The organism is Enterobacter cloacae complex sp. P17RS (assembly GCF_014895885.1).
Classification (GTDB): Bacteria; Pseudomonadota; Gammaproteobacteria; order Enterobacterales; family Enterobacteriaceae; genus Enterobacter; species Enterobacter bugandensis.
Genome location: NZ_JADBQK010000019.1, coordinates 151014 through 174021, shown reverse-complemented (window position 1 = coordinate 174021; position 23008 = coordinate 151014). Strand labels below are relative to the sequence as shown.

Annotated in this window: 23 protein-coding genes; 15 read left to right on the top strand and 8 right to left on the bottom strand. The window is 54.7% G+C overall.

Annotated features, from left to right (window positions below):
* Window positions 1–146 precede the first annotated feature (146 nt).
* The gene (locus tag IM265_RS15290; protein WP_193030308.1) at window positions 147–599 is read left to right on the top strand and encodes a DUF4385 domain-containing protein; all 453 of its coding nucleotides are present in this window, start codon (window positions 147–149) and stop codon (window positions 597–599) included.
* 151 nt (window positions 600–750) lie between these two features.
* Window positions 751–2058 carry an MFS transporter gene (locus tag IM265_RS15285; protein WP_041908648.1) on the top strand — a complete coding sequence of 436 codons (1308 nt, stop codon included), beginning with the start codon at window positions 751–753 and terminating at the stop codon, window positions 2056–2058.
* On the opposite strand, the gene IM265_RS15280 is transcribed toward IM265_RS15285, so the two are convergent.
* The 5 genes from IM265_RS15280 to trxC all read right to left on the bottom strand — a co-directional run bounded on the left by IM265_RS15280 (window position 2055) and on the right by trxC (window position 7776).
* Window positions 2055–2378, bottom strand: coding sequence for a YfiM family lipoprotein (locus IM265_RS15280; RefSeq protein WP_041908650.1), 324 nt, complete (start codon window positions 2376–2378; stop codon window positions 2055–2057). The genes IM265_RS15285 and IM265_RS15280 overlap by 4 nt on opposite strands.
* Window positions 2379–2423: 45 nt before the next feature.
* Entirely contained in the window at window positions 2424–3779 is a 1356-nt protein-coding gene (pssA, locus tag IM265_RS15275) for a CDP-diacylglycerol--serine O-phosphatidyltransferase (protein ID WP_045260161.1), read from the bottom strand.
* A gap of 110 nt (window positions 3780–3889) precedes the next feature.
* The gene (pat, locus tag IM265_RS15270) at window positions 3890–6553 is read right to left on the bottom strand and encodes a protein lysine acetyltransferase (protein ID WP_041908654.1); all 2664 of its coding nucleotides are present in this window, start codon (window positions 6551–6553) and stop codon (window positions 3890–3892) included.
* Window positions 6554–6588: 35 nt separating this feature from the next.
* Entirely contained in the window at window positions 6589–7287 is a 699-nt protein-coding gene (gene tapT / locus IM265_RS15265; RefSeq protein ID WP_045260163.1) for a tRNA-uridine aminocarboxypropyltransferase, read from the bottom strand.
* Window positions 7288–7356: 69 nt separating this feature from the next.
* Entirely contained in the window at window positions 7357–7776 is a 420-nt protein-coding gene (gene trxC, locus IM265_RS15260; RefSeq protein WP_028014108.1) for a thioredoxin TrxC, read from the bottom strand.
* Between the two features lie 204 nt (window positions 7777–7980).
* Here trxC and IM265_RS15255 point away from each other — a divergent pair, with 204 nt between their 5' ends.
* Window positions 7981–9096: a tRNA/rRNA methyltransferase gene (locus tag IM265_RS15255; protein ID WP_028014107.1), complete on the top strand. Its 1116-nt coding sequence runs from the start codon at window positions 7981–7983 to the stop codon at window positions 9094–9096.
* 39 nt (window positions 9097–9135) lie between these two features.
* Here IM265_RS15255 and ung read toward each other — a convergent pair whose 3' ends face one another.
* A complete protein-coding gene (gene ung, locus IM265_RS15250; protein ID WP_023333064.1) occupies window positions 9136–9825 on the bottom strand; it encodes a uracil-DNA glycosylase in 690 nt (229 codons plus the stop codon).
* A 314-nt stretch (window positions 9826–10139) separates the two neighbouring features.
* On the opposite strand from ung, the gene grcA reads away from it, so the two are divergent.
* Window positions 10140–10523 (top strand): autonomous glycyl radical cofactor GrcA, encoded by a 384-nt coding sequence (grcA, locus tag IM265_RS15245; RefSeq protein WP_006176733.1) that lies wholly within the window; start codon window positions 10140–10142, stop codon window positions 10521–10523.
* 53 nt (window positions 10524–10576) lie between these two features.
* On the opposite strand, the gene srmB is transcribed toward grcA, so the two are convergent.
* Window positions 10577–11905: an ATP-dependent RNA helicase SrmB gene (srmB, locus tag IM265_RS15240; RefSeq protein ID WP_069733418.1), complete on the bottom strand. Its 1329-nt coding sequence runs from the start codon at window positions 11903–11905 to the stop codon at window positions 10577–10579.
* 132 nt (window positions 11906–12037) lie between these two features.
* Here srmB and IM265_RS15235 point away from each other — a divergent pair, with 132 nt between their 5' ends.
* The gene (locus IM265_RS15235; protein ID WP_182035015.1) at window positions 12038–12775 is read left to right on the top strand and encodes a tRNA1(Val) (adenine(37)-N6)-methyltransferase; all 738 of its coding nucleotides are present in this window, start codon (window positions 12038–12040) and stop codon (window positions 12773–12775) included.
* On the opposite strand, the gene nadB is transcribed toward IM265_RS15235, so the two are convergent.
* A complete protein-coding gene (nadB, locus tag IM265_RS15230) occupies window positions 12760–14379 on the bottom strand; it encodes an L-aspartate oxidase (protein WP_028014103.1) in 1620 nt (539 codons plus the stop codon). The two genes, IM265_RS15235 and nadB, sit on opposite strands and share 16 nt — an antisense overlap.
* A 343-nt stretch (window positions 14380–14722) precedes the next feature.
* On the opposite strand from nadB, the gene rseD reads away from it, so the two are divergent.
* The 10 genes from rseD (at window position 14723) to recO (ending at window position 22993) form a co-directional block, all read left to right on the top strand.
* Window positions 14723–14806, top strand: coding sequence for a rpoE leader peptide RseD (gene rseD, locus IM265_RS22210; RefSeq protein ID WP_231940818.1), 84 nt, complete (start codon window positions 14723–14725; stop codon window positions 14804–14806).
* Complete coding sequence (rpoE, locus tag IM265_RS15220) at window positions 14803–15378, top strand: RNA polymerase sigma factor RpoE (RefSeq protein ID WP_028014102.1); 576 nt, start codon at window positions 14803–14805, stop codon at window positions 15376–15378. The genes rseD and rpoE overlap by 4 nt, the downstream gene beginning before the upstream one ends.
* Window positions 15379–15409: 31 nt before the next feature.
* Entirely contained in the window at window positions 15410–16060 is a 651-nt protein-coding gene (rseA, locus tag IM265_RS15215; RefSeq protein ID WP_014832926.1) for an anti-sigma-E factor RseA, read from the top strand.
* The gene (rseB, locus tag IM265_RS15210) at window positions 16060–17013 is read left to right on the top strand and encodes a sigma-E factor regulatory protein RseB (protein ID WP_041908666.1); all 954 of its coding nucleotides are present in this window, start codon (window positions 16060–16062) and stop codon (window positions 17011–17013) included. Before rseA ends, rseB begins: the two co-directional genes overlap by 1 nt.
* Complete coding sequence (gene rseC, locus IM265_RS15205; RefSeq protein ID WP_045260167.1) at window positions 17010–17486, top strand: SoxR-reducing system protein RseC; 477 nt, start codon at window positions 17010–17012, stop codon at window positions 17484–17486. The genes rseB and rseC overlap by 4 nt, the downstream gene beginning before the upstream one ends.
* Window positions 17487–17671: 185 nt before the next feature.
* A complete protein-coding gene (gene lepA, locus IM265_RS15200; protein ID WP_028014099.1) occupies window positions 17672–19471 on the top strand; it encodes a translation elongation factor 4 in 1800 nt (599 codons plus the stop codon).
* 16 nt (window positions 19472–19487) lie between these two features.
* Window positions 19488–20462, top strand: coding sequence for a signal peptidase I (gene lepB / locus IM265_RS15195; RefSeq protein WP_047364182.1), 975 nt, complete (start codon window positions 19488–19490; stop codon window positions 20460–20462).
* Window positions 20463–20684: 222 nt separating this feature from the next.
* Window positions 20685–21365: a ribonuclease III gene (gene rnc / locus IM265_RS15190; protein ID WP_003860711.1), complete on the top strand. Its 681-nt coding sequence runs from the start codon at window positions 20685–20687 to the stop codon at window positions 21363–21365.
* Window positions 21362–22267, top strand: coding sequence for a GTPase Era (era, locus tag IM265_RS15185; protein WP_028014097.1), 906 nt, complete (start codon window positions 21362–21364; stop codon window positions 22265–22267). Before rnc ends, era begins: the two co-directional genes overlap by 4 nt.
* A gap of 18 nt (window positions 22268–22285) precedes the next feature.
* Complete coding sequence (gene recO / locus IM265_RS15180) at window positions 22286–22993, top strand: DNA repair protein RecO (protein ID WP_028014096.1); 708 nt, start codon at window positions 22286–22288, stop codon at window positions 22991–22993.
* Window positions 22994–23008: the final 15 nt, after the last annotated feature.

The following is a 23008-nucleotide window of genomic DNA, read 5'->3' as shown; positions in this document are numbered from 1 at the left end:
AGAGTAGGGAACTGCCAGGCTTCAATTAAGAAGAACCCCGTACCGTAAGGTGCGGGGTTTTTTGCTTTGTGCGCCGGAAATACCGGGTGGCGGCACCGCCTGACCGTGCCTACAATTGTTAAAACGATTTTAACAATGGTGCCGCTTTGACACGTCCCTTTGATTACCAACAAGATTTTGCCAACATTAATTTCCGTGAACATGCAGAGCTGTATCAGGTGGGGCGGGGAGAGCAGGGTGTGCTCATGGTGGAACCTTACAAAAGCGAGATCCTTCCGCACTGGCGATACAAAGATGCTGAAGTTGCAGCGCGATCGGCAAAAGAAATTTACGCCCTGTTTGAAGAATATCGTCAGCAAAACGACTTTGTGGGTATGGATATGGCGCGAAAATTCATTCAGATGGGCTATACGCGCGCCAGGCGATATGCCAATCATAAAGGCGGTAAAAAGTACGATGAGAAGCGCCAGGTCAAACCGCTGGATTGCGATCCCGTAAAAGCCGAAGCCGCCGCGGTCTTCAAAAAGTGGTGGGATAAAATTCGTGCAGATGAAGATTATTTGCAGCGAAAAAAGGCGCATCAGCAGAAGTGGGGATAATTACTACGTCCGCTAATAATTCGATACCTGATCGAGTTCACAAAACGTAATGAAACATATTAGAAACATTTTATTTACCTAACGATTCGTTTTAAATCCGGTTTTACTGTTTGTGGGCAATGGCCCGCAATGTGAGACAGGGGATTTTAAAATGACAGAAACCGTAGCCAGTGCAGATACGGATAACACCAATTTAGCAGGTAAGGATACCCGTCGTCGGGTTTGGGCAATCGTTGGGGCCTCCTCGGGGAACCTCGTAGAGTGGTTTGACTTTTACGTCTATTCATTCTGTTCACTCTACTTTGCGCATATCTTTTTCCCGTCCGGGAATACCACCACTCAGCTTCTGCAAACCGCAGGCGTTTTTGCCGCCGGGTTCCTGATGCGCCCTATCGGTGGATGGCTGTTCGGCAGGATCGCAGACAGAAAAGGGCGCAAGACCTCCATGCTCATCTCCGTATGCATGATGTGCGTCGGCTCGCTGGTGATTGCCTGCCTGCCCGGATATGACACTATCGGAACATGGGCACCCGCGTTGCTGCTGCTGGCACGTCTGTTCCAGGGGCTGTCGGTCGGTGGGGAATACGGCACCAGTGCGACATACATGAGCGAAGTGGCGGTTGAAGGCCGAAAAGGTTTCTATGCATCATTCCAGTATGTGACCCTCATTGGCGGACAGCTGCTGGCGTTACTGGTTGTGGTGATCCTGCAACAAATCCTTAGCGATGAAGATTTGCACGCCTGGGGCTGGCGCATCCCGTTTGCTATGGGCGCTGCCCTGGCGGTTGTCGCCCTGTGGCTACGCCGTCAGCTTGATGAAACCTCTCAACAGGAGGTCAGGGCGCTGAAAGAGGCGGGCTCGATGAAGGGGCTCTGGCGAAACCGCAAAGCATTTTTGATGGTGTTAGGTTTTACCGCCGCGGGCTCGCTAAGTTTCTATACCTTTACCACCTACATGCAAAAATATCTGGTTAACACTACGGGCATGCATGCAAACGTTGCGAGCGTCGTCATGACGGTGGCGTTACTCGTCTTTATGCTTATCCAGCCGATTGTCGGCGCGCTGTCGGACAAAATAGGTCGCCGCACCTCCATGCTGATCTTTGGCGGCATGCTCACCCTGGGTACCGTTCCGCTTTTGACTGCGCTACAGCAGACAACGTCGCCGTATGCCGCTTTCGCGCTGATCATGGTGGCACTCATTATTATCAGTTTTTACACGGCAATCAGCGGCATTTTGAAAGCGGAAATGTTTCCCGCACAGGTGAGGGCGCTGGGTGTTGGCCTCTCTTATGCGGTAGCGAATGCCCTGTTTGGCGGTTCGGCAGAGTATGTCGCGCTATCGCTTAAGTCGTGGGGCAGTGAAACGACCTTCTTCTGGTATGTCACCGTAATGGGAGCGCTGGCGTTTATTGTCTCGCTGATGCTGCATCGCAAAGGAAAAGGTATCCGCCTTTAATAATGTGCCATCTGCCAGACGGCGTAGCCGGTTGTTGCGCCGGCTACGTCCCAGGCGAAATCTTTCCAGCTCCAGCCGCTCCCTGAGGGGCGGCTATCCCATAGTTCTTTTGATGCCCCAAGGCCCACTGAGAACATCAACCCTATCGCCGCGCTACGGTCCCGGCTGTATCCCTGATGCTGCGCGTACTCATTACCGGCTGCAGACAGCATAGCGGAAGCGAGGAAGTGTTGTGCTTTGTCCTGACCGGACCAGCTATCATTGGCCATATGACTGCAGCCAGTCAGAAAGAAAGCGCTCAGTAACAGAGGAATACGCATCAACGGGCTCCATAAAAAAGCCCTGCGGGTAACAGGGCCTGGACATTACAGAATTCGGCTGATAAGTCGGTCAATACGGATACGACGCAAGCGGCGAATCAGCTTGCGAACTTTCACAGGATAATCGGCAATGCTCTGCAGCTCGCGGTAATGATTAACCACCGTGGTGTGCGTGCGAATCAACTCCAGTTCACGCTCACGCTGCGCGGCTAACTCATGCTGCGGGTCATGGATCAGGATCGCGTTTTCCAGATCCAGTCTCCACGCGCGCGGGTTCAGGTTGTTACCGGTCAGCAGCATCCACTCATCGTCGACCCACATACCTTTCAGATGGTAACTATTGTCTTCATCTTTCCACAGACGCACAACCAGCTGGTCAGTATTTACGTAATACTGTAAACGGCTCAGGAAGCGGCGCAGGTTAATTTCATAAAGATAAGGCAGCGCACCGATGATTTTGAACGGCTGATCTTCAGGTATGAAGAAGTCGTTCGCCGTTTTATCCCCGACGATAATTTCCACTTTTTTACCATCGCGCAGCAGCTGAATGATATTACGCACCAGTACGGCAGGAAGGTTAAAGTACGGCGTGCAGATGGTGAGCTTTTGCTCCGCGCACGGCATCAGATGGAAGATCGTTTTATTCAGCAGGCTTGATTTGCCAAGCCCAACCAGCGGGGTAACGGATAACTCTTCGTTGTTAGCGTCGCCCTGAAAATGGTAAACAGCATCGCGCAGCTCCTGGCGGAAGGCGCGAACATCGTTTTTGATTTCCGGGCTCTTAGGGCGCTCGGGATCGTCAAGGCGATTAACGCCACGGCCATGTACCAGGTTTTTATCAACCCAGTTAAACATGATATCGGCCATCTGAGGATTACGGATCAGATGGTAGCGGTCATAGCGATATTTATCGAGCTGATGAAGATAGACATCATTGAGGCTTGCGCCGCTGTAAAGCACGCTGTCATCGATGATGAACCCTTTAAAATGAAGGACACCGAGCGCTTCTCGGGTATTCACCGGGACGCCATAAACAGGTACATCGACGCCAGGATTTTCCTGTGCCGTGCGGCAATACCAGTCTGCATTGGTGTTTGAAGCAGCCGCGCCAATACGGCCACGCTGGGCACGATGCCAGTCAACCAGCACGCGAACATCCAGTTCCGGACGCAGACGCTTGGCTTCATAGAGCGCGTTCAGGATCGCGCGCCCGCCTTCATCTTGTTCAAGATACAGGGCCACAATGCAAATGCGTCGCGTGGCACTGGCAATCTTTTCCAGAAGCGTCTCCCGAAAATGAGCGGGAGCGTAAAAGAACTCTACATCATCAACTGACTGAGAAATCTTCGGTAGTTGAGCAAGGTGTTGTTGATGTTTATTACGCTTAAATTTTGACAACATCACAGTGCGTTTCTTCTCTGTTCATTGAAGGGTTGTCTGTACCATGCAAACAACATAAGCGGACAATGATACCACCAGTCCCGTCCAAAGTGGGTAACATTTCCAGTAGCTTACTCGGGTTTGTCTGCCGGTGTCAGGCCGAGGGATAAGGCGACAATACCTTCGTCCAGCTGAATATCAACCTCAAATCCGAGTTTTCGCGCCAGGGTCACCATACCGCGATTGTTCGGCATAGTAATGCCATTCAGGCGTAACAATCCGTGATCTCGCGTATAACTGATGAGTTTTTCCAGCAGTCGTCTGCCCAGACCCAGGCCTTTAAGATCGGAGCGCACCAGCACAGCAAATTCCGCGTCAATGTTATCCGGATCGGAAATTGCGCGCGTCACGCCGAGGATCTCATCGCCCCGATCGGAACGTCGAACGGCGACAAACGCCATCTCTCGATCGTAGTCGATCTGGGTCATATTGGCTAAATCATCGTGGGTAAATTCGTTGATTTCGCTAAAGTAGCGATAATAGAGATCTTCTTTCGTAACCTGAGAAATAAAGGCACGCAGCTGCGGTTCATCTTCCGGCAGAATAGGGCGGAACAGGGCGCGTTCCCCATTCTTCATCTCGACCCACTCCTCCAGCTGCAGAGGATACGGACGGATCGCCAGGCGGCTCTCTCTGTCCCCTTCAAATGGCGCGATATCCAGCGTTACGTCCAGCGCCGTAAATTCAGTGCCGGAGGCGAGCAGCGGATGGATATCCAACCGCTGGATCTCCGCACAATCTACGACCAGGTTAGACACCTGCACCAGGAACTGACTTAACCCGGCAATATCGAGCGGACGCAGGGCGCTGCGGCCCCGGATCTTTTTGCTTTTAATCGCCTGAATGATCAGATAGCGCGCCAGATTCATGTTCAGCGGCGGTAGCGCCACCGCGGCCTGTTCCTCTGGACGCCACTCAACGCCGCCTTCCCCCAACATAATGAGCGGGCCGAAGACAGGATCGTGTTCAACCACCACCCGCAGTTCCTGGGCGCCCGCGCGGTGAGCCATGCTTTGCACCAGCAGTCCGTGGATCCGAGCCTGCGGCCAGGCCATTTTGACGCGATCGAAAATGGCATCGGCTGCCTGCTGCACCTCCGTTGCCGTACGCAGGTACAACATGACTCCCTGAACGTCAGACTTATGCGGGATATCGGGGGAACGAAGCTTAAGGGCGACCGGGTAGCCAATCTGTTCGGCTATATGTACGGCCTCAGCGCTGTCGCTGGCGATCCAGGTTGGCAGAGTTTGCATCCCGTAGCTGCCCAGTATGGGCTGCACTTCATGCGTATCAAGCGAGGTCGCGCCTTCTTCAATGGCCTGCTGTAACAGCCGATGAACGTCGACGGTGTTCGCCGTCAGGTTTCCGGGCAAAGCCGGTGTCTCACGCAGCTGTTTCTGGTTGCGGCGATATTCCACCATATGCATAAATGCCGTGATGGTGCCTTCCGGCGTGCGGTAGGTTGGCAGGCCGGCTTCACTGAACAAGCGTCGCGCCTCCTGAGAGGAAAACTCACCGCACCAGTTGGTCAGCAGGGTGACATATTTGCCGCGCGGATGATTTCGTACCGCCTCAATCAGCGCCCGCGCGCTTTCACTGCCCGGCGCGGCCGCGCTGGGGGAGTGGATAATCATCAGCGCATCGAAATCCTGGCTGTCCAGCAAAATGGAGATTGCTCTGATATAGCGATCGCTGCTGGCATCATCGCGCAAATCAAGCGGATTGCCAGGCGTCACGCTTGCCGGAAGCGCCTCTCTGAGGCGTTGCAGCGTCTCTTCACCCAGCGTGGCCAGCTTGCCGTTACGCAGCCAAAGCTCATCCAGCGCCAGCGCGGCAGGGGCCGCGCCATTGCTGACAATCATTAACTTCTCGCCGCGCAGCGGACGCATGTGGCTCAACGTCTCAACGGCGGAAAAAAGCTCGTGTGTATCCTGCACCCGCAGCAACCCCGCGCGCTGAATGGCAGCATCCCAGGCCGGATCCATACCGGAATGAGACTGCAGCAGACGCTGCGCCGCAGGGCTGCGACCGCTTTTGATAACGAGGATCGGTTTATTGCGCGATGCGCTACGCGAAGCGGAAACAAAACGACGGGCGTCGCTCAGGTGCTCAAGATAAAGGAGGATTGCGCTGGTTTTGCTGTCTCGCGCCAGGAAATCCAGCAGTTCGTCAACGTCAATATCCAGGCTGTCGCCCAGAGCAATGAAGTAGGAGAATCCCATTTCACGCTGCTGCGCCCAGTCAAGGATAGTGTTTGAGACCGCAGCCGACTGCGAGATAAACGCCAGCTTGCCTTTACGGATCGGCACCGGGGAGAAGCTGGCGTTCAGCCCCTGCCAGGGCGCGAGCAGACCCAGGCTGTTCGGCCCGAGAATGCGCATCTGATAGCGGCTGGCGCAGGCCAGCAGTTCGGGCTGCTGTTCAGGCGGAGACGAGAGAATAATGCAGGTTTTACACCCTTTCTTGCCGAGTGACTCCAGCAGTTCCGGATTGCGTTTGGCGTTTGTACACAGAACGGCGAGATCCGGTACGAAAGGCAGGCTCTCCACGTCCGGCCAGGCAAGTACGCCCTGAACGGCCTTATAAGACGGCGTGACGGGCATAACGGGACCGTTAAATCCTCCGGCTAGCAGGTTGCGCATCATCAGATAGCCTGCACGATCCGGTTTCATTGATGCGCCGATGACGGCAATGGATTTAGGACGGAGTAGCGCTTCTAACCCTCTCTGGCTCATGCAGGCCTCCTGTGAATGCAAGCGACCTGATGATTTTAAACGCTTTCTGTCTCCGTTGCTGTGATGCTGCCCTTATGAACGGTTTTTCCCGCCAGATAGCGCTCCCGGAAGCATGAGAAATGGTTGCCCAGGGCACCAGCTGCAGCGGTATCTCCTGCTAAATCCAGTAGCGCAATGGCTACTTCGGCAGTGCAGTATTGCCCGTCAGCATGCGCTTCGCGCAGGCGGTAGGCCGAGACGCGGGAAAGATCGACAGAAATAACCGGCAGAGCGTCGAGGTAAGGGCTTTTGCGAAACATTTTCCGCGCTTCGGTCCAGGTACCGTCCAGCATAATAAACAGCGGTGGTTTGCCTGATGGCGGCGCGGTAAGGACCTGACGCTGTTCTCCCGCATAAGATGCCGGGAAAACCACCATCGGCTGGTAGTCCGGGCTTGCCACCAGGTCGAGCAGAGCCTGAGGTGGCTCAGTGCGCGACCACTGAAACGCGGCGGTATCCGGCAGAATATCGGCAATAAGACGCCCCGTATTACTGGGCTTCATCGGCTCGGTATCGAACATGACCAGACAAAAGCGGCTCTCCGCAGTACTTGGGGCCAGCGTCTCGCACAGACACACCTTCAGCGGCAGCAGGCAGCGCTGACAGCGACGTATGCGATTGCCACGAGCAAGAAAGGGGCGAGTCGCGCGCGCAAGGCGTTCGGCGCGTAATTTAAGGACAGCGTTATCAGTCATGGGCGAAATGGAGGAAAAACCCTATTTTCGCAGAGGCGGGAACGGGGCACAAGGTGTGCCCCGGGAATGTTACAGCGATTCGTTTAACCAGCTATCAAAAGGTGCTTTTGGAACCGCACCGTTGAGCATATCGATCACTTCACCATTTTTGAAAATCATGATGGTCGGGATACTGCGAATACGAAAACGTGCGCTTAACTCGCGTTCGGCCTCGGTATTAACCTTAACGAACCGCATTTTTCCGCTGCGCTCTTCGGCCACATCTTCGAAGATTGGCGCGAAGCTGCGGCACGGACCGCACCATGGCGCCCAGAAATCGACCACCACCGGGAGATCGTCCTTGAGGAGTTTGTCCAGCGTAGCACCCGTCGCGTTAATGACATCGCCATCAAACAATTCATGGCCACAACGTCCGCATTTCGCACCGTCATCCATCCGATCGTCCGGAATGCGGTTTAAAGCCTGACAGTTGGCACATACGGTATTCATAACTAACCTCTGATAGAGCCGTGGGACAGCGGCAGAACGCCGATAATGTTTCTGATATGTTACATATTATCAGTGAGCCTGTATGAAACGACAATGCGTTTTATTCAATGGGAACAATAGTCACAGGCTTTTGTACGAAATTATGGCTATGCGCTGGCACATCGGGTAATCTGCGCGCTTCGCGCAGCGCTGGTGGAGAAAAGCATGAACGACGAAATGAAAAACAAAAGCGGCAAGGTCAAAGTGATGTATGTCCGCAGTGATGATGACTCTGATAAACGCACCCAAAATCCGCGTACCGGAAAAGGTGGCGGGCGTCCAGCGTCCTCTCGTGCAGACGGTGGCCGTCGCCCCGCCCGCGATGACAGAAATAACCGCGGTGATGACCGCAAACGTGATGACCGCAAGCGTGACGATCGGAAGCGTGACGATCGCAAGCGCGATGACCGTCCGCGTGATGACTTCTCACGTGATAACGCCTCTCCGTGGCGCACCGTTTCTCGCGCCCCTGGCGATGAGACGCCGGAAAAAGCCGATCACGGCGGTATCAGCGGTAAAAGCTTTATCGACCCGGAAGTGCTGCGTCGTCAGCGCGCGGAAGAGACCCGTGTATATGGCGAGAACGCCTGCCAGGCGCTGTTCCAGAGCCGTCCTGAGTGTATCGTCCGCGCCTGGTTTATCCAGAGCGTGACCCCGCGCTTCAAAGAAGCGCTGCGCTGGATGGCGGCGAACCGCAAAGCCTACCACGTGGTTGATGATGCTGAACTGACAAAAGCGTCCGGTACCGAGCACCACGGCGGCGTCTGCTTCCTGATTAAAAAACGTAACGGCACGACAGTTCAGCAGTGGGTCAGCCAGGCGGATGCCGATGACTGCGTGCTGGCGCTGGAAGACGTGGGTAACCCGCACAACCTGGGCGCAATGATGCGCAGCTGCGCGCATTTCGGCGTGAAGGGCGTGCTGCTGCAGGATGCCGCGCTGCTGGAATCCGGCGCCGCGATCCGTACTGCGGAAGGCGGAGCCGAGCACGTACAGCCGATCACCGGCGACAGCGTTCTGGATGCCCTCGAGCAGTTCCGTAAAGCGGGCTATTCCATCGTGACCACATCCAGCCATGCCGGTACGCCGCTGTTTAAAGCGACGCTGCCGCGCAAGATGGTGCTGGTGTTGGGTCAGGAACGCGATGGTCTGTCTGATGCGGCGCTCTCCAGTTCGGATCTGAGCGTCTCCATCGACGGGACGGGCAATGTGGAAAGTCTGAACGTATCCGTTGCGACCGGCGTGCTGCTGGCCGAGTGGTGGCGTCAGAATAAGGCATAAGCCTCTTATGTGCCGGGCCTGACCCGGCACATTCAAACCCTACTCGCTCTCTGCCGGTAACACAGGCATCCAGTCAATTGGCGTTTCGCCACGTTTTTCCAGCCATTCATTTGCCAGAACAAAATGATTACTGCCAAAGAAACCGCGATGGGCAGAAAGCGGTGACGGGTGCGGTGCCTTCAACACGTGATGACGCTGACGATCGATAATTGCCCCTTTCTTCTGCGCGTGAGAACCCCAGAGTAAAAACACGACCCCTTCACGATGCTCGTTGATAAGGCTGATAACTTTATCGGTAAAGGTTTCCCACCCAAGGCTGGCGTGCGAGTGCGCCTGGCCCGCCCGTACGGTGAGCACCGTGTTCAATAACAGCACGCCCTGGCGCGCCCAGCTTTCCAGATAACCGTGGTTGGGGCGGGTAAACCCGGGCACGGTTCCCTCAAGCTCTTTATACATGTTGAGCAGAGAAGGGGGGATCGCCACGCCTGGGCGTACGGAAAATGCCAGCCCGTGCGCCTGCCCAGGGCCGTGATAGGGATCCTGGCCCAGAATGACGACTTTCACATCGCTCAACTCGGTATAGCGAAACGCGTTGAATACATCTTTTTGCGGCGGATAAATCGTTTGCCCGGACTGACGCTCAGCGGCAACGGTACTGAGCGTATTGATAAAATAAGGCTGCTGCTTTTCTTCTGCCAGCACGTCATGCCAGGTTAAAGGTGTCGTCATGTCGCTCTCCTGCGAATCTCAATCTGTCACTAGCTTACCTGTTTAACGCTTGTGAGCAAAATTACGCGCTGAAATGCGTGCTAAGTCGTTAAATTTATTTTGAAATGATGCAGGTTAAGTTGAGTTGATGGGGGTATGAAATTGATCTAAAGCAATAAATTCAAACCACACTCTTTATGTGGTTGGTGTTTTTGTTGATTTAAATCAATAAATCGCCGTGGTGTGAATGATATATATACACACAAGAAACAATGGTTTTACCAATTGGCCGCGTAAGGCCAGCATCAGTTAATGTAGCCTAAGGGAGGCAACACATGATTACAGGTATCCAGATTACCAAAGCGGCAAATGACGATCTGCTCAACTCTTTCTGGCTGCTGGACAGCGAGAAAAATGAAGCGCGCTGTGTGGTTGCGAAAGCGGGTTTTGCTGAAGATGAAATCGTACCGGTGAATAAACTGGGCGAAATCGAATACCGTGAAATCCCAATGGAAGTGCAGCCGGAAGTGCGCGTTGAAGGGGGTCAGCACCTGAACGTTAACGTGCTGCGCCGCGAAACGCTGATGGATGCCGTTGAGCACCCGGAAAAATACCCACAGCTGACTATCCGCGTGTCTGGTTATGCGGTTCGCTTTAACTCACTGACTCCAGAACAGCAGCGCGACGTTATCGCCCGTACCTTTACTGAAAGCCTGTAAGGCTTCAGCCACGGGGGTGGAACAAAAAAGCCGGGGATTACCCCGGCTTTTTCTTACTCTTCAGTCTTCGTTTCCTGCGCGACAGCGCTTGGCTTACGACGCTTACCAATGTTTTTGGTATCGCGGTGGCGCTGCTTCACGCGCGGCTTCTCTTTTTCTTTCTCTTTTCTCTCAGCACGTTTCGCGAGCGCTTTCTTGGACGGTTTACCCGTCATTTTTTCACTCGGCGCACGTGTGGTTGGGCGCAAGCCATCAATAACGCGCGCTTTCAGCGGCTCGTCAACATAGCGGCCAATTTTCTGCAGCAGCAGGTAGTCATGCGCTTCAACCAGTGAAATTGCAATCCCTTTGCGGCCCGCGCGACCGGTACGGCCAATGCGGTGCAGGTAGGTATCTCCGCTGCGCGGCATATCGAAGTTAATGACATGGCTCACGTCAGGGATGTCGATCCCGCGGGCGGCAACGTCTGTTGCGACCAGCACGTTAACGCGGCCATCGGTCAGGCGCTTAATGCCTTCGGTACGCTTGATCTGCGCCATCTCACCTTCAAGATAGCAGTTGTTGATCCCGGCGTTGCGCAGCATTTCAGCCAGCTCGTGCACGCGCTCGCGCTTACGCACAAACACGATAGTGCGGGTGGCGTCTTCCTGCGTTAGCAGGTGCTTGAGCAGCTCAACCTTATGCTCAAGGTTGTCCGCACGGTAATACCACTGGTGGATCTTTTTACGCTCTCGCGTGGATGGCGTCGCAGAGACTTCCACCGGATCTTCCAGCAGACGCTCTGCGAAGTCTTTAATCGCATCCCCTTCAAGGGTGGCAGAGAACAGCATCGTCTGGTTACGCCAGCGCGTTTCACCTGCAATATGCTCGATATCCTGCGCAAAGCCCATGTCCAGCATGCGGTCCGCTTCGTCGAGGATCAGCGTTTCTACCGCGCGGCAGTCGAAGTTCTCTTCTTTAATATACTGCAGCAGGCGGCCCGTCGTCGCGACGACGATGTCCTGGTTTTCGCTGAACACTTCGGCGTGGTTCATATACGCAACGCCGCCGGTGATGGTGGCGATATCCAGATGCGTATTCGCCGCGAGTTCACGCGCATGATCGGCAACCTGCATGGCCAGTTCGCGCGTAGGCGTCAGGATCAAAATACGCGGCGGGCCAGATTTTTTACGTGGAAAGTCGAGCAGGTGCTGCAACACAGGCAGCAAATAGGCTGCTGTCTTCCCCGTGCCGGTTGGCGCAGAACCGAGCACATCGCGGCCCTCAAGCGCAGGCGGAATGGCCGCTGCCTGAATGGCGGTCGGGCGTGTAAAGCCTTTGCTCTCAAGAGCATTGAGCAGGCTTTCATCGAGTTCAAGTTCGGAAAAAGTCGTTACAGTCATGTTCTACCTCTGTGTGGGGCGCTGATTATAGACGTTACGGCTGTAATCTTCATCTGTTTGTATGGATATCGCTTTGCGGCCACTTCGCTTTCCCCTATGCTACTCCAGTTTCACTTAGAAGGTTGCCCTGACATGTCTCAACTCAAAGCGCAGCTGCGCCGCGATGGTTTTACGTTTAAACAATTTTTTGTCGCTCACGATCGCTGTGCCATGAAAGTCGGTACAGACGGCATTTTACTGGGAGCATGGGCACCTGTCGCAGGTGTTAAGCGTATTCTTGATATCGGTACCGGCAGCGGGCTGGTGGCCTTGATGCTGGCGCAGCGTACTGAAGAGCATGTCACTATTGATGCCATTGAGCTGGATGCGCAGGCCGCAGGGCAGGCGGGTGAAAACGCGGCCGAGTCCCCCTGGGCTGACCGGATAACCGTTAAGTGCGCGGACGTGCTGGCCTGGGCGCCAGAGCAGACGGCGCGTTACGATCTTATCGTCAGCAACCCCCCTTACTACGAGCCCGGCGTGGAGTGCGGTACACCGGAGCGTGAACAGGCGCGCTATACCGGTTCACTCGATCACAAAGCGCTGCTCGTCAACGCGGCTGAACTTATCTCAGAAGAGGGCTTTTTCTGCGTGGTGCTGCCAGAAAGTACGGGCAACACGTTTATCGCTACCGCGCAGGAGATCGGCTGGACGTTACGTTTGCGAACTGACATCTCTGATACGGAAGGCCGATTGCCGCACCGCGTGCTGCTGGCGCTTTCGCCAAAAGAGGGTGAGTGCTTTAATGACCGTATGGTGATCCGTGGGCCAGACCAGCGTTATTCCGAAGATTACACGGCTCTGACCCAGGCGTTTTATTTGTTTATGTAAACCTGCGGGGCGAGTATCGACGGGCCGGACTCAGCAAGCCGATCCGGGTAGTCGAGTATGTAGTGCAAACCGCGGCTCTCTTTACGCATCATCGCGCAGCGAACAATCAGCTCGGCAACCTGCACCAGATTGCGCAGCTCCAGCAGATTATTGGAGACGCGGAAATGGGCATAATATTCATCAATTTCCTGCTGCAGCATCGTAATGCGGCGCAACGCGCGTTCCAGACGTTTCGTGGTGCGCACAATCCCAACGTAATCCCACATAAACAACCGTAGCTCGTGCCAGTTGTGCTGGATCACTACCAGCTCGTCCGGGTTCTCCACGCGGCTTTCATCCCAGGCCGGTAAACGCTCTGTTTCACGGGCGTAAGGCATGCGCTTCGTGATGTCCTCCGCCGCTGACCAGCCGTACACCAGACATTCAAGCAGCGAGTTAGACGCCATACGGTTCGCGCCGTGTAGCCCGGTATAGCTGACCTCACCAATAGCATACAGACCGTCTACATCAGTGCGTCCGTGATCGTCAACCATCACGCCGCCGCAGGTATAGTGGGCGGCTGGCACAATGGGCACCGGATCGCGTGTTAAATCAATGCCAAGATTGAGCAGCTTTTCGTAAATCATCGGGAAATGCTGGCGAATGAATTCTGCCGGCTTATGGCTGATATCGAGATACATGCAGTCCACGCCAAGGCGCTTCATTTCGTGGTCGATGGCGCGGGCAACAATATCACGCGGCGCCAGTTCACCGCGGGCGTCAAAGTCCGGCATAAAGCGGGTACCGTCAGGGCGTTTCAGATAAGCCCCTTCGCCGCGCAGGGCTTCCGTCAGTAGGAAATTTCGCGCCTGAGGGTGGAACAGGGCGGTGGGGTGAAACTGATTAAATTCGAGATTCGCCACGCGGCAGCCGGCGCGCCAGGCCATGGCGATACCGTCCCCGGAAGCGATATCCGGATTCGTGGTGTACTGATACACCTTAGAGGCGCCACCTGTAGCCAACACCACAGCCTTCGCCTGACAGGTTTCCACCTTCTCTTTATTACGGTTCCAGACCCACGCTCCCACCACGCGACGCGTACCGGGCAGGCCTATCTTGTCGGAAATGATCAGATCAACCGCGTTGCTCCGCTCAAGGACCCGGATGTTAGGATGGTTCAGCGCTTTGCTGACCAGCGTGGTTTCCACTTCTTTTCCGGTAGCATCCGCGGCGTGCAGGATGCGGCGGTGGCTATGGCCGCCTTCACGCGTTAAGTGGTAGCTCTCTTCACCGTTGGGCTGAACCTGAGTATCGAATAAAACACCCTGATCGATAAGCCACTGAACGCAATGGCGGGCATTGCTGGCGACAAACTCTGCCGCGTGCGCATCCACGATCCCGGCCCCGGCAATCAGCGTATCTTCCACATGTGACGCAATGCTGTCGGTCTCGTCAAATACCGCGGCAATGCCGCCCTGAGCATAAAATGTGGAGCCTTCACTTATCGGGCCTTTGCTCAGAACGATAACGTTCTGATGTTCAGCCAGACGCAGCGCCAGAGAGAGACCGGCAGCGCCGCTGCCGATGATCAGTACATCACAATGAAGTTCAGGTGTTGTGTTCATGATTGTTGTTTAATTTACTAAACAGTGTTGGGGCAGAATAGCACCTGAATGCGAGATATCGCACGTTTTTTTTAATGGAAGTTGCAATGACTAAACGCAGAGGCAGGGGTAAACGAAGGGTAAATAAATGAAATTATTTTGCGAAGCAGATCGTTAGCGTCAGATTTTGTGGTGAAATAAAGCCTGTGTTGCGTTACTCTTCTGGCGGGAAAAAGATGTTTCTTGTCAGAAAGTGGTGCGTATCGTGAACAGACTTATAATGAGAGAAAATGAACGGTCTGCGGCGCGATGAACAAAAACAAAGGCGTTACGGAACTTATTGAAGATCAGACACTCTAACCTGGTGCTTGCTCAAAGTGCGGTAGTTATAGAGTGGCGTTTCGATAACGCGTGGAATTTAGGTTTGGGGAGACATTACCTCGGATGAGCGAGCAGTTAACGGACCAGGTCCTGGTTGAACGGGTCCAGAAGGGAGATCAGAAAGCCTTTAACCTACTGGTGGTGCGCTACCAGCATAAGGTGGCGAGTCTGGTTTCCCGCTATGTACCGTCAGGTGATGTACCTGATGTGGTGCAAGAGTCTTTTATTAAGGCCTATCGCGCGCTGGAATCTTTCCGGGGAGATAGTGCTTTTTATACCTGGCTGTACCGTATTGCTGTCAATACGGCAAAGAATTACCTGGTTGCTCAGGGTCGTCGTCCGCCGTCCAGTGATGTAGACGCTATCGACGCCGAAAACTTCGAAAGTGGCGGTGCGCTGAAAGAAATTTCGAACCCTGAGAACTTAATGTTGTCAGAAGAACTGAGACAAATTGTTTTTCGCACGATCGAGTCACTCCCGGAAGATTTACGCATGGCAATTACGTTACGGGAGCTTGATGGTCTGAGCTATGAAGAGATAGCCGCTATCATGGATTGTCCGGTCGGCACGGTTCGTTCACGAATTTTCCGTGCGCGAGAAGCTATTGATAATAAAGTTCAACCGCTTATCAGGCGTTGACGATAGCGGGATACTGGAAAAGGTATTAGGCATGCAGAAAGAAAAACTTTCCGCTTTAATGGATGGTGAGACGCTGGATAGTGAGCTGCTCAACGAGCTGTCTCATTCTCCCGAAATGCAAGAGACCTGGGAGAGTTACCATCTCATCCGTGACACGCTGCGCGGTGATACCGGAGAGGTTCTCCATTTCGATATCTCTGCCCGCGTGATGGCGGCCATTGAGAATGAGCCTGTTCATCAGACCACTCCGCTGATTCCTGAAGCGCAACCCGCACCGCACCAGTGGCAGAAAATGCCGTTCTGGCAAAAAGTGCGTCCGTGGGCCAGCCAGCTCACCCAAATGGGGGTGGCTGCATGCGTATCGCTTGCAGTTATCGTTGGCGTCCAGCACTATAATACTCAGTCTGAAACTAATCAGCAGCCAGAAGCGCCAGTGTTTAACACACTGCCGATGATGGGCAAAGCCAGCCCGGTAAGTCTGGGCGTACCGGCTGATGCCTCCGCCAGCGGCGGTCAGCAACAGCAGGTTCAGGAGCAGCGCCGTCGCATTAATGCGATGTTGCAGGATTATGAGTTGCAGCGTCGTCTGCACTCTGAACAGCTTCAGTTTGAGCAGGCCCAAACTCAGCAAGCTGCTGTGCAGGTGCCCGGAAACCAAACTTTAGGAACGCAATCGCAGTAATGAAGCAACTTTGGTTCGCCATGTCTCTGATGGCGGGTAGCCTGTTCTTCTCTGCTAACGCCTCGGCTGATGTTTCATCCGGGGCGTTGTTGCAGCAAATGAATCTGGCCAGCCAGTCACTCAATTACGAGTTGGCATTTATCAGCATCAACAAGCAGGGCGTCGAGTCGTTACGCTATCGCCATGCCCGTCTTGATAACCAGCCGCTCGCCCAGCTTTTACAGATGGATGGCCCGCGTCGGGAAGTTGTCCAGCGTGGCAACGAAATCAGCTATTTCGAGCCCGGTCTGGAGCCTTTCACGCTGAATGGCGACTATATCGTTGATTCTCTACCGTCGCTTATCTATACCGACTTCAAACGACTTGCCCCTTACTATGATTTTATTTCGGTAGGGCGTACCCGTATTGCAGACAGGCTGTGTGAAGTGATCCGCGTGGTTGCGCGCGATGGCACGCGCTACAGCTATATCGTCTGGATTGATGCGGAAACCAAGCTGCCGATGCGCGTGGACCTGCTCGACCGCGACGGCGAGACGCTTGAACAGTTCCGCGTCATCTCCTTCAGCGTGAACAATCAGGTTGGTAACAGCATGCAGAATCTGGCGAAGGCCAGCCTGCCGCCGCTGCTTTCTGTTCCTGCAGGGGACTCCGCTAATTTCAACTGGGTTCCTTCCTGGATACCGCAAGGCTTTAGCGAAGTGTCCAGCAGCCGTCGTCAGTTGCCCACCATTGATACGCCGGTTGAATCACGCCTCTATTCCGATGGCTTGTTCAGCTTCTCGGTGAATATCAACCGCGCAACGGCAAACAGCGCTGAACAAATGCTTCGTACCGGGCGTCGTACGGTCAGCACCACGGTACGCGATAACGCAGAAATCACGATTGTGGGGGAATTACCTCCGCAGACGGCGAAGCGCATTTCAGACAGCATTAAATTCAGGGCCGCACAATGATTAAAGAGTGGGCGACCGTCGTCTCGTGGCAGAATGGTATTGCGCTGGTCAGCTGTGATGTTAAAGCCTCATGCAATAGCTGCGCATCCCGAGCCGGTTGTGGCAGTCGCGTGCTGAATAAGTTAGGGCCACAGACATCGCATACAATCTCCGTGCCGAGCGAACAGCCGCTGGTGGCGGGTCAGAAGGTGGAACTGGGCATTACGGAAGGCAGTCTGCTGAGTTCCGCGATGCTGGTCTATCTCTCCCCGCTGGTGGGGCTGTTTGTCATGGGCGGCCTTTTTCAGATGCTGTTTGGTACCGACGTGGCCGCCATGTGCGGTGCAGCTTTGGGTGGCGTAGGGGGATTCTGGCTTGCCAAAGGCATCTCACCGAAGCTCGCAGCGCGCGATGAGTGGCAGCCCGTTATTCTGAGCGTTGCGCTGGCGCCTGACCAACTTCGCGTCGAGACGCTCTCTTCTGAGGCCCGGTGATCCACCGGGCTTTATCATTATTTACATCTCAAAAAAGAAAACGCCATTTCTTCGCGCTATGCTTGGCTCTAAGTGCATTTCCAGGTTGCGGGTATGTAGTGTAGAATGCTGCGTTTTCGCACTGAAAAACGTCAGGCTAAGAACAGCGGCCTCCAGGAATTCGTAAGGCATAATTATTTAACTATATGAAGAACATACGTAACTTTTCGATCATTGCTCACATTGACCACGGTAAGTCGACGCTGTCTGACCGTATTATCCAGATTTGCGGTGGCCTGTCTGATCGTGAAATGGCAGCCCAGGTACTGGACTCCATGGACCTGGAACGCGAACGCGGTATCACCATCAAAGCGCAGAGCGTGACGCTCGACTATAAAGCTTCTGATGGCGAAACCTATCAACTGAACTTTATCGACACCCCAGGCCACGTTGACTTCTCCTATGAAGTATCACGCTCGCTGGCGGCCTGTGAAGGTGCGCTGCTGGTGGTCGATGCCGGGCAGGGCGTAGAAGCCCAAACCCTGGCAAACTGCTACACCGCGATGGAAATGGATCTCGAAGTTGTGCCGGTTCTGAACAAAATCGACCTGCCAGCCGCCGATCCTGAGCGCGTGGCGGAAGAGATTGAAGACATTGTCGGCATTGACGCGACCGACGCCGTACGCTGCTCCGCGAAAACCGGTGTGGGTGTGACCGACGTGCTGGAACGCCTGGTACGTGATATTCCGGCCCCGGAAGGCGACCCGGATGGTCCATTGCAGGCGCTGATCATCGACTCCTGGTTCGATAACTACCTGGGCGTGGTCTCACTGGTGCGTATCAAAAACGGCACCATGCGTAAAGGCGACAAAATCAAGGTTATGAGTACCGGACAGGTCTACAACGCAGACCGTCTGGGTATCTTCACGCCAAAACAGGTTGACCGTACCGAGCTGAAATGCGGCGAGGTAGGCTGGCTGGTCTGCGCGATTAAAGACATCCTCGGCGCGCCAGTGGGCGATACCCTGACCGGCGCGCGTAACCCGGCAGACAAAGCGCTGCCAGGCTTCAAAAAGGTGAAACCGCAGGTTTACGCGGGTCTGTTCCCGGTCAGCTCTGACGACTACGAAAACTTCCGCGATGCGCTCGGCAAGCTGAGCCTGAACGATGCTTCCCTGTTCTATGAGCCAGAAAGTTCAACGGCGCTGGGCTTCGGCTTCCGCTGCGGCTTCCTCGGCCTGCTGCACATGGAGATCATTCAGGAACGTCTGGAGCGTGAATACGATCTGGATCTGATCACCACCGCACCAACGGTAGTCTACGAAGTAGAAACCACCTCGAAAGAAGTGATCTACGTCGACAGCCCGTCCAAGCTGCCGCCGCTGAACAACATTCACGAGCTGCGCGAGCCTATTGCAGAATGTCACATGCTGCTGCCGCAGGAGTTCCTGGGGAACGTTATTACGCTCTGTATTGAGAAGCGTGGCGTGCAGACCAACATGGTTTACCACGGTAACCAGGTGGCGCTGACCTATGAAATCCCTATGGCGGAAGTGGTACTCGACTTCTTCGACCGTCTGAAGTCTACCTCCCGTGGCTATGCGTCACTGGATTACAACTTCAAGCGTTTCCAGGCTTCCAACATGGTGCGCGTGGACGTGCTGATCAACGGCGAGCGTGTAGATGCGCTGGCGCTGATCACCCACAACGACAATGCGCCGTACCGTGGCCGCGAGCTGGTTGAGAAGATGAAAGATCTGATCCCGCGTCAGCAGTTTGACATTGCGATTCAGGCGGCCATCGGTAACCACATCATTGCCCGCTCAACCGTGAAGCAGCTGCGTAAAAACGTTCTGGCGAAGTGCTATGGCGGTGACGTCAGCCGTAAGAAAAAGCTGCTGCAGAAGCAGAAAGAAGGTAAGAAGCGTATGAAGCAGGTCGGTAACGTTGAGCTGCCGCAGGAAGCATTCCTTGCCATTCTTCATGTCGGTAAAGACGGCAAATAACCTTTAAGGAGTTGGCATGGCGAACATGTTTGCCCTGATCCTGGTCATCGCTACGCTGGTGACTGGCCTGCTGTGGTGTCTGGATAAGTTTATCTTCGCCCCAAAACGCCGTGAACGTCAGGCTGCCGCGCAGGCAGCGACTGGCGATGCGCTGGACGCGAAAACCCTGAAGAAAGTTGGCCCGAAACCGGGCTGGCTGGAAACGGGCGCGTCGGTGTTCCCGGTGCTGGCGATTGTGCTGGTGGTACGTTCGTTTATTTATGAGCCGTTCCAGATCCCATCGGGATCAATGATGCCAACGCTGCTGATCGGTGATTTTATTCTGGTTGAGAAGTTTGCCTACGGCATTAAAGATCCGATTTACCAGAAAACGCTGATCGAAACGGGGCATCCGAAACGTGGCGACATCGTGGTGTTTAAATATCCGGACGATCCGCGTCTGGATTACATTAAGCGCGCGGTGGGTCTGCCGGGTGATAAAGTGACCTACGATCCGGTTGCGAAGGAAGTCACCGTTCAGCCGGGCTGCAGCTCCGGTACCGCGTGTGAAAACGCGCTGCCAATCACCTACTCAAACGTTGAGCCAAGTGATTTCGTGCAGACTTTCGCCCGTCGTAACGGCGGTGAAGCGACCAGCGGGTTCTTCCAGGTGCCAAAAGGTGAAACCAAAGAGAACGGCATTCGTCTGGTTGAGCGCAAAGAGACGCTGGGCGATGTCACTCACCGCATTCTGACCGTGCCAATCGCGCAGGACCAGGTGGGGATGTATTACAAACAGCCGGGTCAGCAGCTGGCCAGCTGGATCGTACCGCCGGGACACTACTTCATGATGGGCGATAACCGCGATAACTCCGCGGACAGCCGTTACTGGGGCTTTGTGCCGGAAGCGAATCTGGTGGGTAAAGCAACCGCGATCTGGATGAGTTTTGAGAAGCAGGAAGGCGAGTGGCCGACCGGCGTGCGCCTGAATCGTATTGGCGGAATCCATTAATTCTCAGGAAAAGAACACGTAGCCGCGTTATTTCGCGGCTACGTGAATTATTTCCTCGATAAATCTCTTTGAACTAACGACATCCCCTGTCGTTGTGTATAGAATATTCCCCCGAAGTTTAAGGTTGGCCCTGCAAGGGTGCCACGGCACACGAAACCGCGTTGGTTTTCTCAGGTCGGTTTCGTGTGCTGCATTTTTGACGCATTCATTTATTGGTATCGCATGAACCCCATCGTAATTAATCGGCTTCAACGGAAGCTGGGCTACACTTTTCATCATCAGGAGTTGTTGCAACAGGCATTAACCCATCGCAGTGCCAGCAGCAAACATAATGAGCGTCTCGAGTTTCTGGGTGACTCTATTTTAAGTTTCGTGATTGCGAATGCGCTTTATCATCGTTTCCCGCGCGTGGACGAAGGTGATATGAGCCGCATGCGGGCCACGCTGGTGCGCGGCAACACCCTCGCTGAAATCGCGCGCGAATTTGAACTGGGCGAATGTCTGCGTCTTGGGCCGGGTGAACTGAAAAGCGGCGGCTTCCGTCGTGAATCTATTCTTGCCGATACGGTCGAAGCATTAATTGGTGGCGTGTTCCTGGACAGCGATATCCAGACCGTAGAAAAGCTGATCCTTAACTGGTATCAGACCCGTCTGGACGAAATTAGCCCGGGCGATAAACAAAAAGATCCGAAAACGCGCCTGCAGGAATATTTGCAGGGCCGTCATCTGCCGCTGCCATCCTATCTGGTGGTGCAGGTTCGTGGCGAAGCGCACGATCAGGAATTTACCATCCATTGCCAGGTCAGTGGCCTGAGTGAACCGGTGGTGGGCACAGGTTCAAGCCGCCGTAAGGCTGAACAGGCTGCCGCCGAACAGGCGTTAAAAATGCTGGAGCTGGAATGAGCGAAGAAAAAACCTATTGCGGATTTATTGCCATCGTCGGACGTCCGAACGTTGGCAAATCCACCCTGCTGAATAATCTGCTTGGGCAGAAGATTTCCATCACCTCGCGTAAGGCGCAGACCACGCGTCACCGCATCGTCGGCATCCATACTGAAGGCGCGTATCAGGCAATCTACGTCGATACCCCTGGCCTGCACATGGAAGAGAAGCGTGCCATTAACCGTCTGATGAACAAGGCGGCGAGCAGCTCCATCGGCGACGTAGAGCTGGTGATTTTCGTTGTGGAAGGCACCCGCTGGACGCCGGACGACGAAATGGTACTGAACAAGCTGCGTGACGGCAAAACGCCGGTGATCCTCGCGGTCAACAAAGTTGACAACGTGCAGGAAAAAGCTGACCTGCTGCCGCACCTGCAGTGGCTGGGCAGCCAGATGAACTTCCTCGATATCGTTCCGCTGTCTGCTGAGACCGGCCTGAACGTTGATACCATCGCGGGCATCGTACGCAAGCATCTGCCGGAAGCGATTCACCACTTCCCGGAAGATTACATCACCGATCGCTCTCAGCGCTTTATGGCGTCTGAAATCATCCGTGAAAAGCTGATGCGTTTCCTGGGCGCCGAGCTGCCGTACTCTGTGACGGTGGAGATCGAGCGTTTCCAGAGCAACGAGCGCGGTGGCTACGACATTAACGGCCTGATCCTCGTCGAGCGTGAAGGGCAGAAGAAGATGGTGATCGGCAACAAAGGCGCCAAGATCAAAACCATCGGTATCGAAGCCCGTAAGGACATGCAGGAGATGTTCGAAGCGCCGGTTCACCTGGAACTGTGGGTGAAGGTGAAATCTGGCTGGGCCGATGATGAGCGTGCTCTGCGCAGCCTCGGTTACGGCGAAGATCAGTAACTCAAGACGACGAGTATAATGGAAGGTTGGCAGCGCGCCTTCGTTCTCCATAGTCGTCCCTGGAGCGAAACCAGCCTGATGCTGGACGTCTTCACGGAAGAGTCGGGCCGCGTGCGCCTTGTTGCGAAAGGCGCACGTTCCAAACGTTCTAATCTGAAGGGTGCCCTACAGCCTTTTACGCCGCTGCTGGTTCGCTTTGGCGGGCGAGGGGAAGTCAAAACCTTGCGCAGCGCTGAAGCCGTCTCTCTGGCGCTTCCCCTTTCTGGCATCACGCTCTACAGCGGTCTGTATGTCAACGAGCTCATCTCCCGCGTCCTTGAACATGAGACTCGCTTCTCGGAACTTTTCTTCGATTATCTGCACTGTATCCAGGCACTGGCGGGTGCGACCGGCACGCCCGAACCCGCCCTGCGTCGTTTCGAACTGGCGCTGCTGGGCCACCTCGGGTACGGCGTGGATTTTCTGCACTGCGCAGGCAGCGGTGATGAGGTGGAAGACACCATGACCTACCGCTACCGCGAAGAAAAAGGCTTTATTGCCAGCGTCGTCGTTGATAACAGTACTTTTACCGGACGCCAGCTCAGAGCACTTTATGAACGCGAGTTTCCGGACGCCGACACCCTGCGCGCAGCAAAACGCTTTACCCGGATTGCCCTCAAGCCGTATCTTGGCGGCAAGCCCTTAAAGAGCCGCGAATTATTCAGGCAGTTTATGCCCAAACGTTAGACCACAGCATCAAAA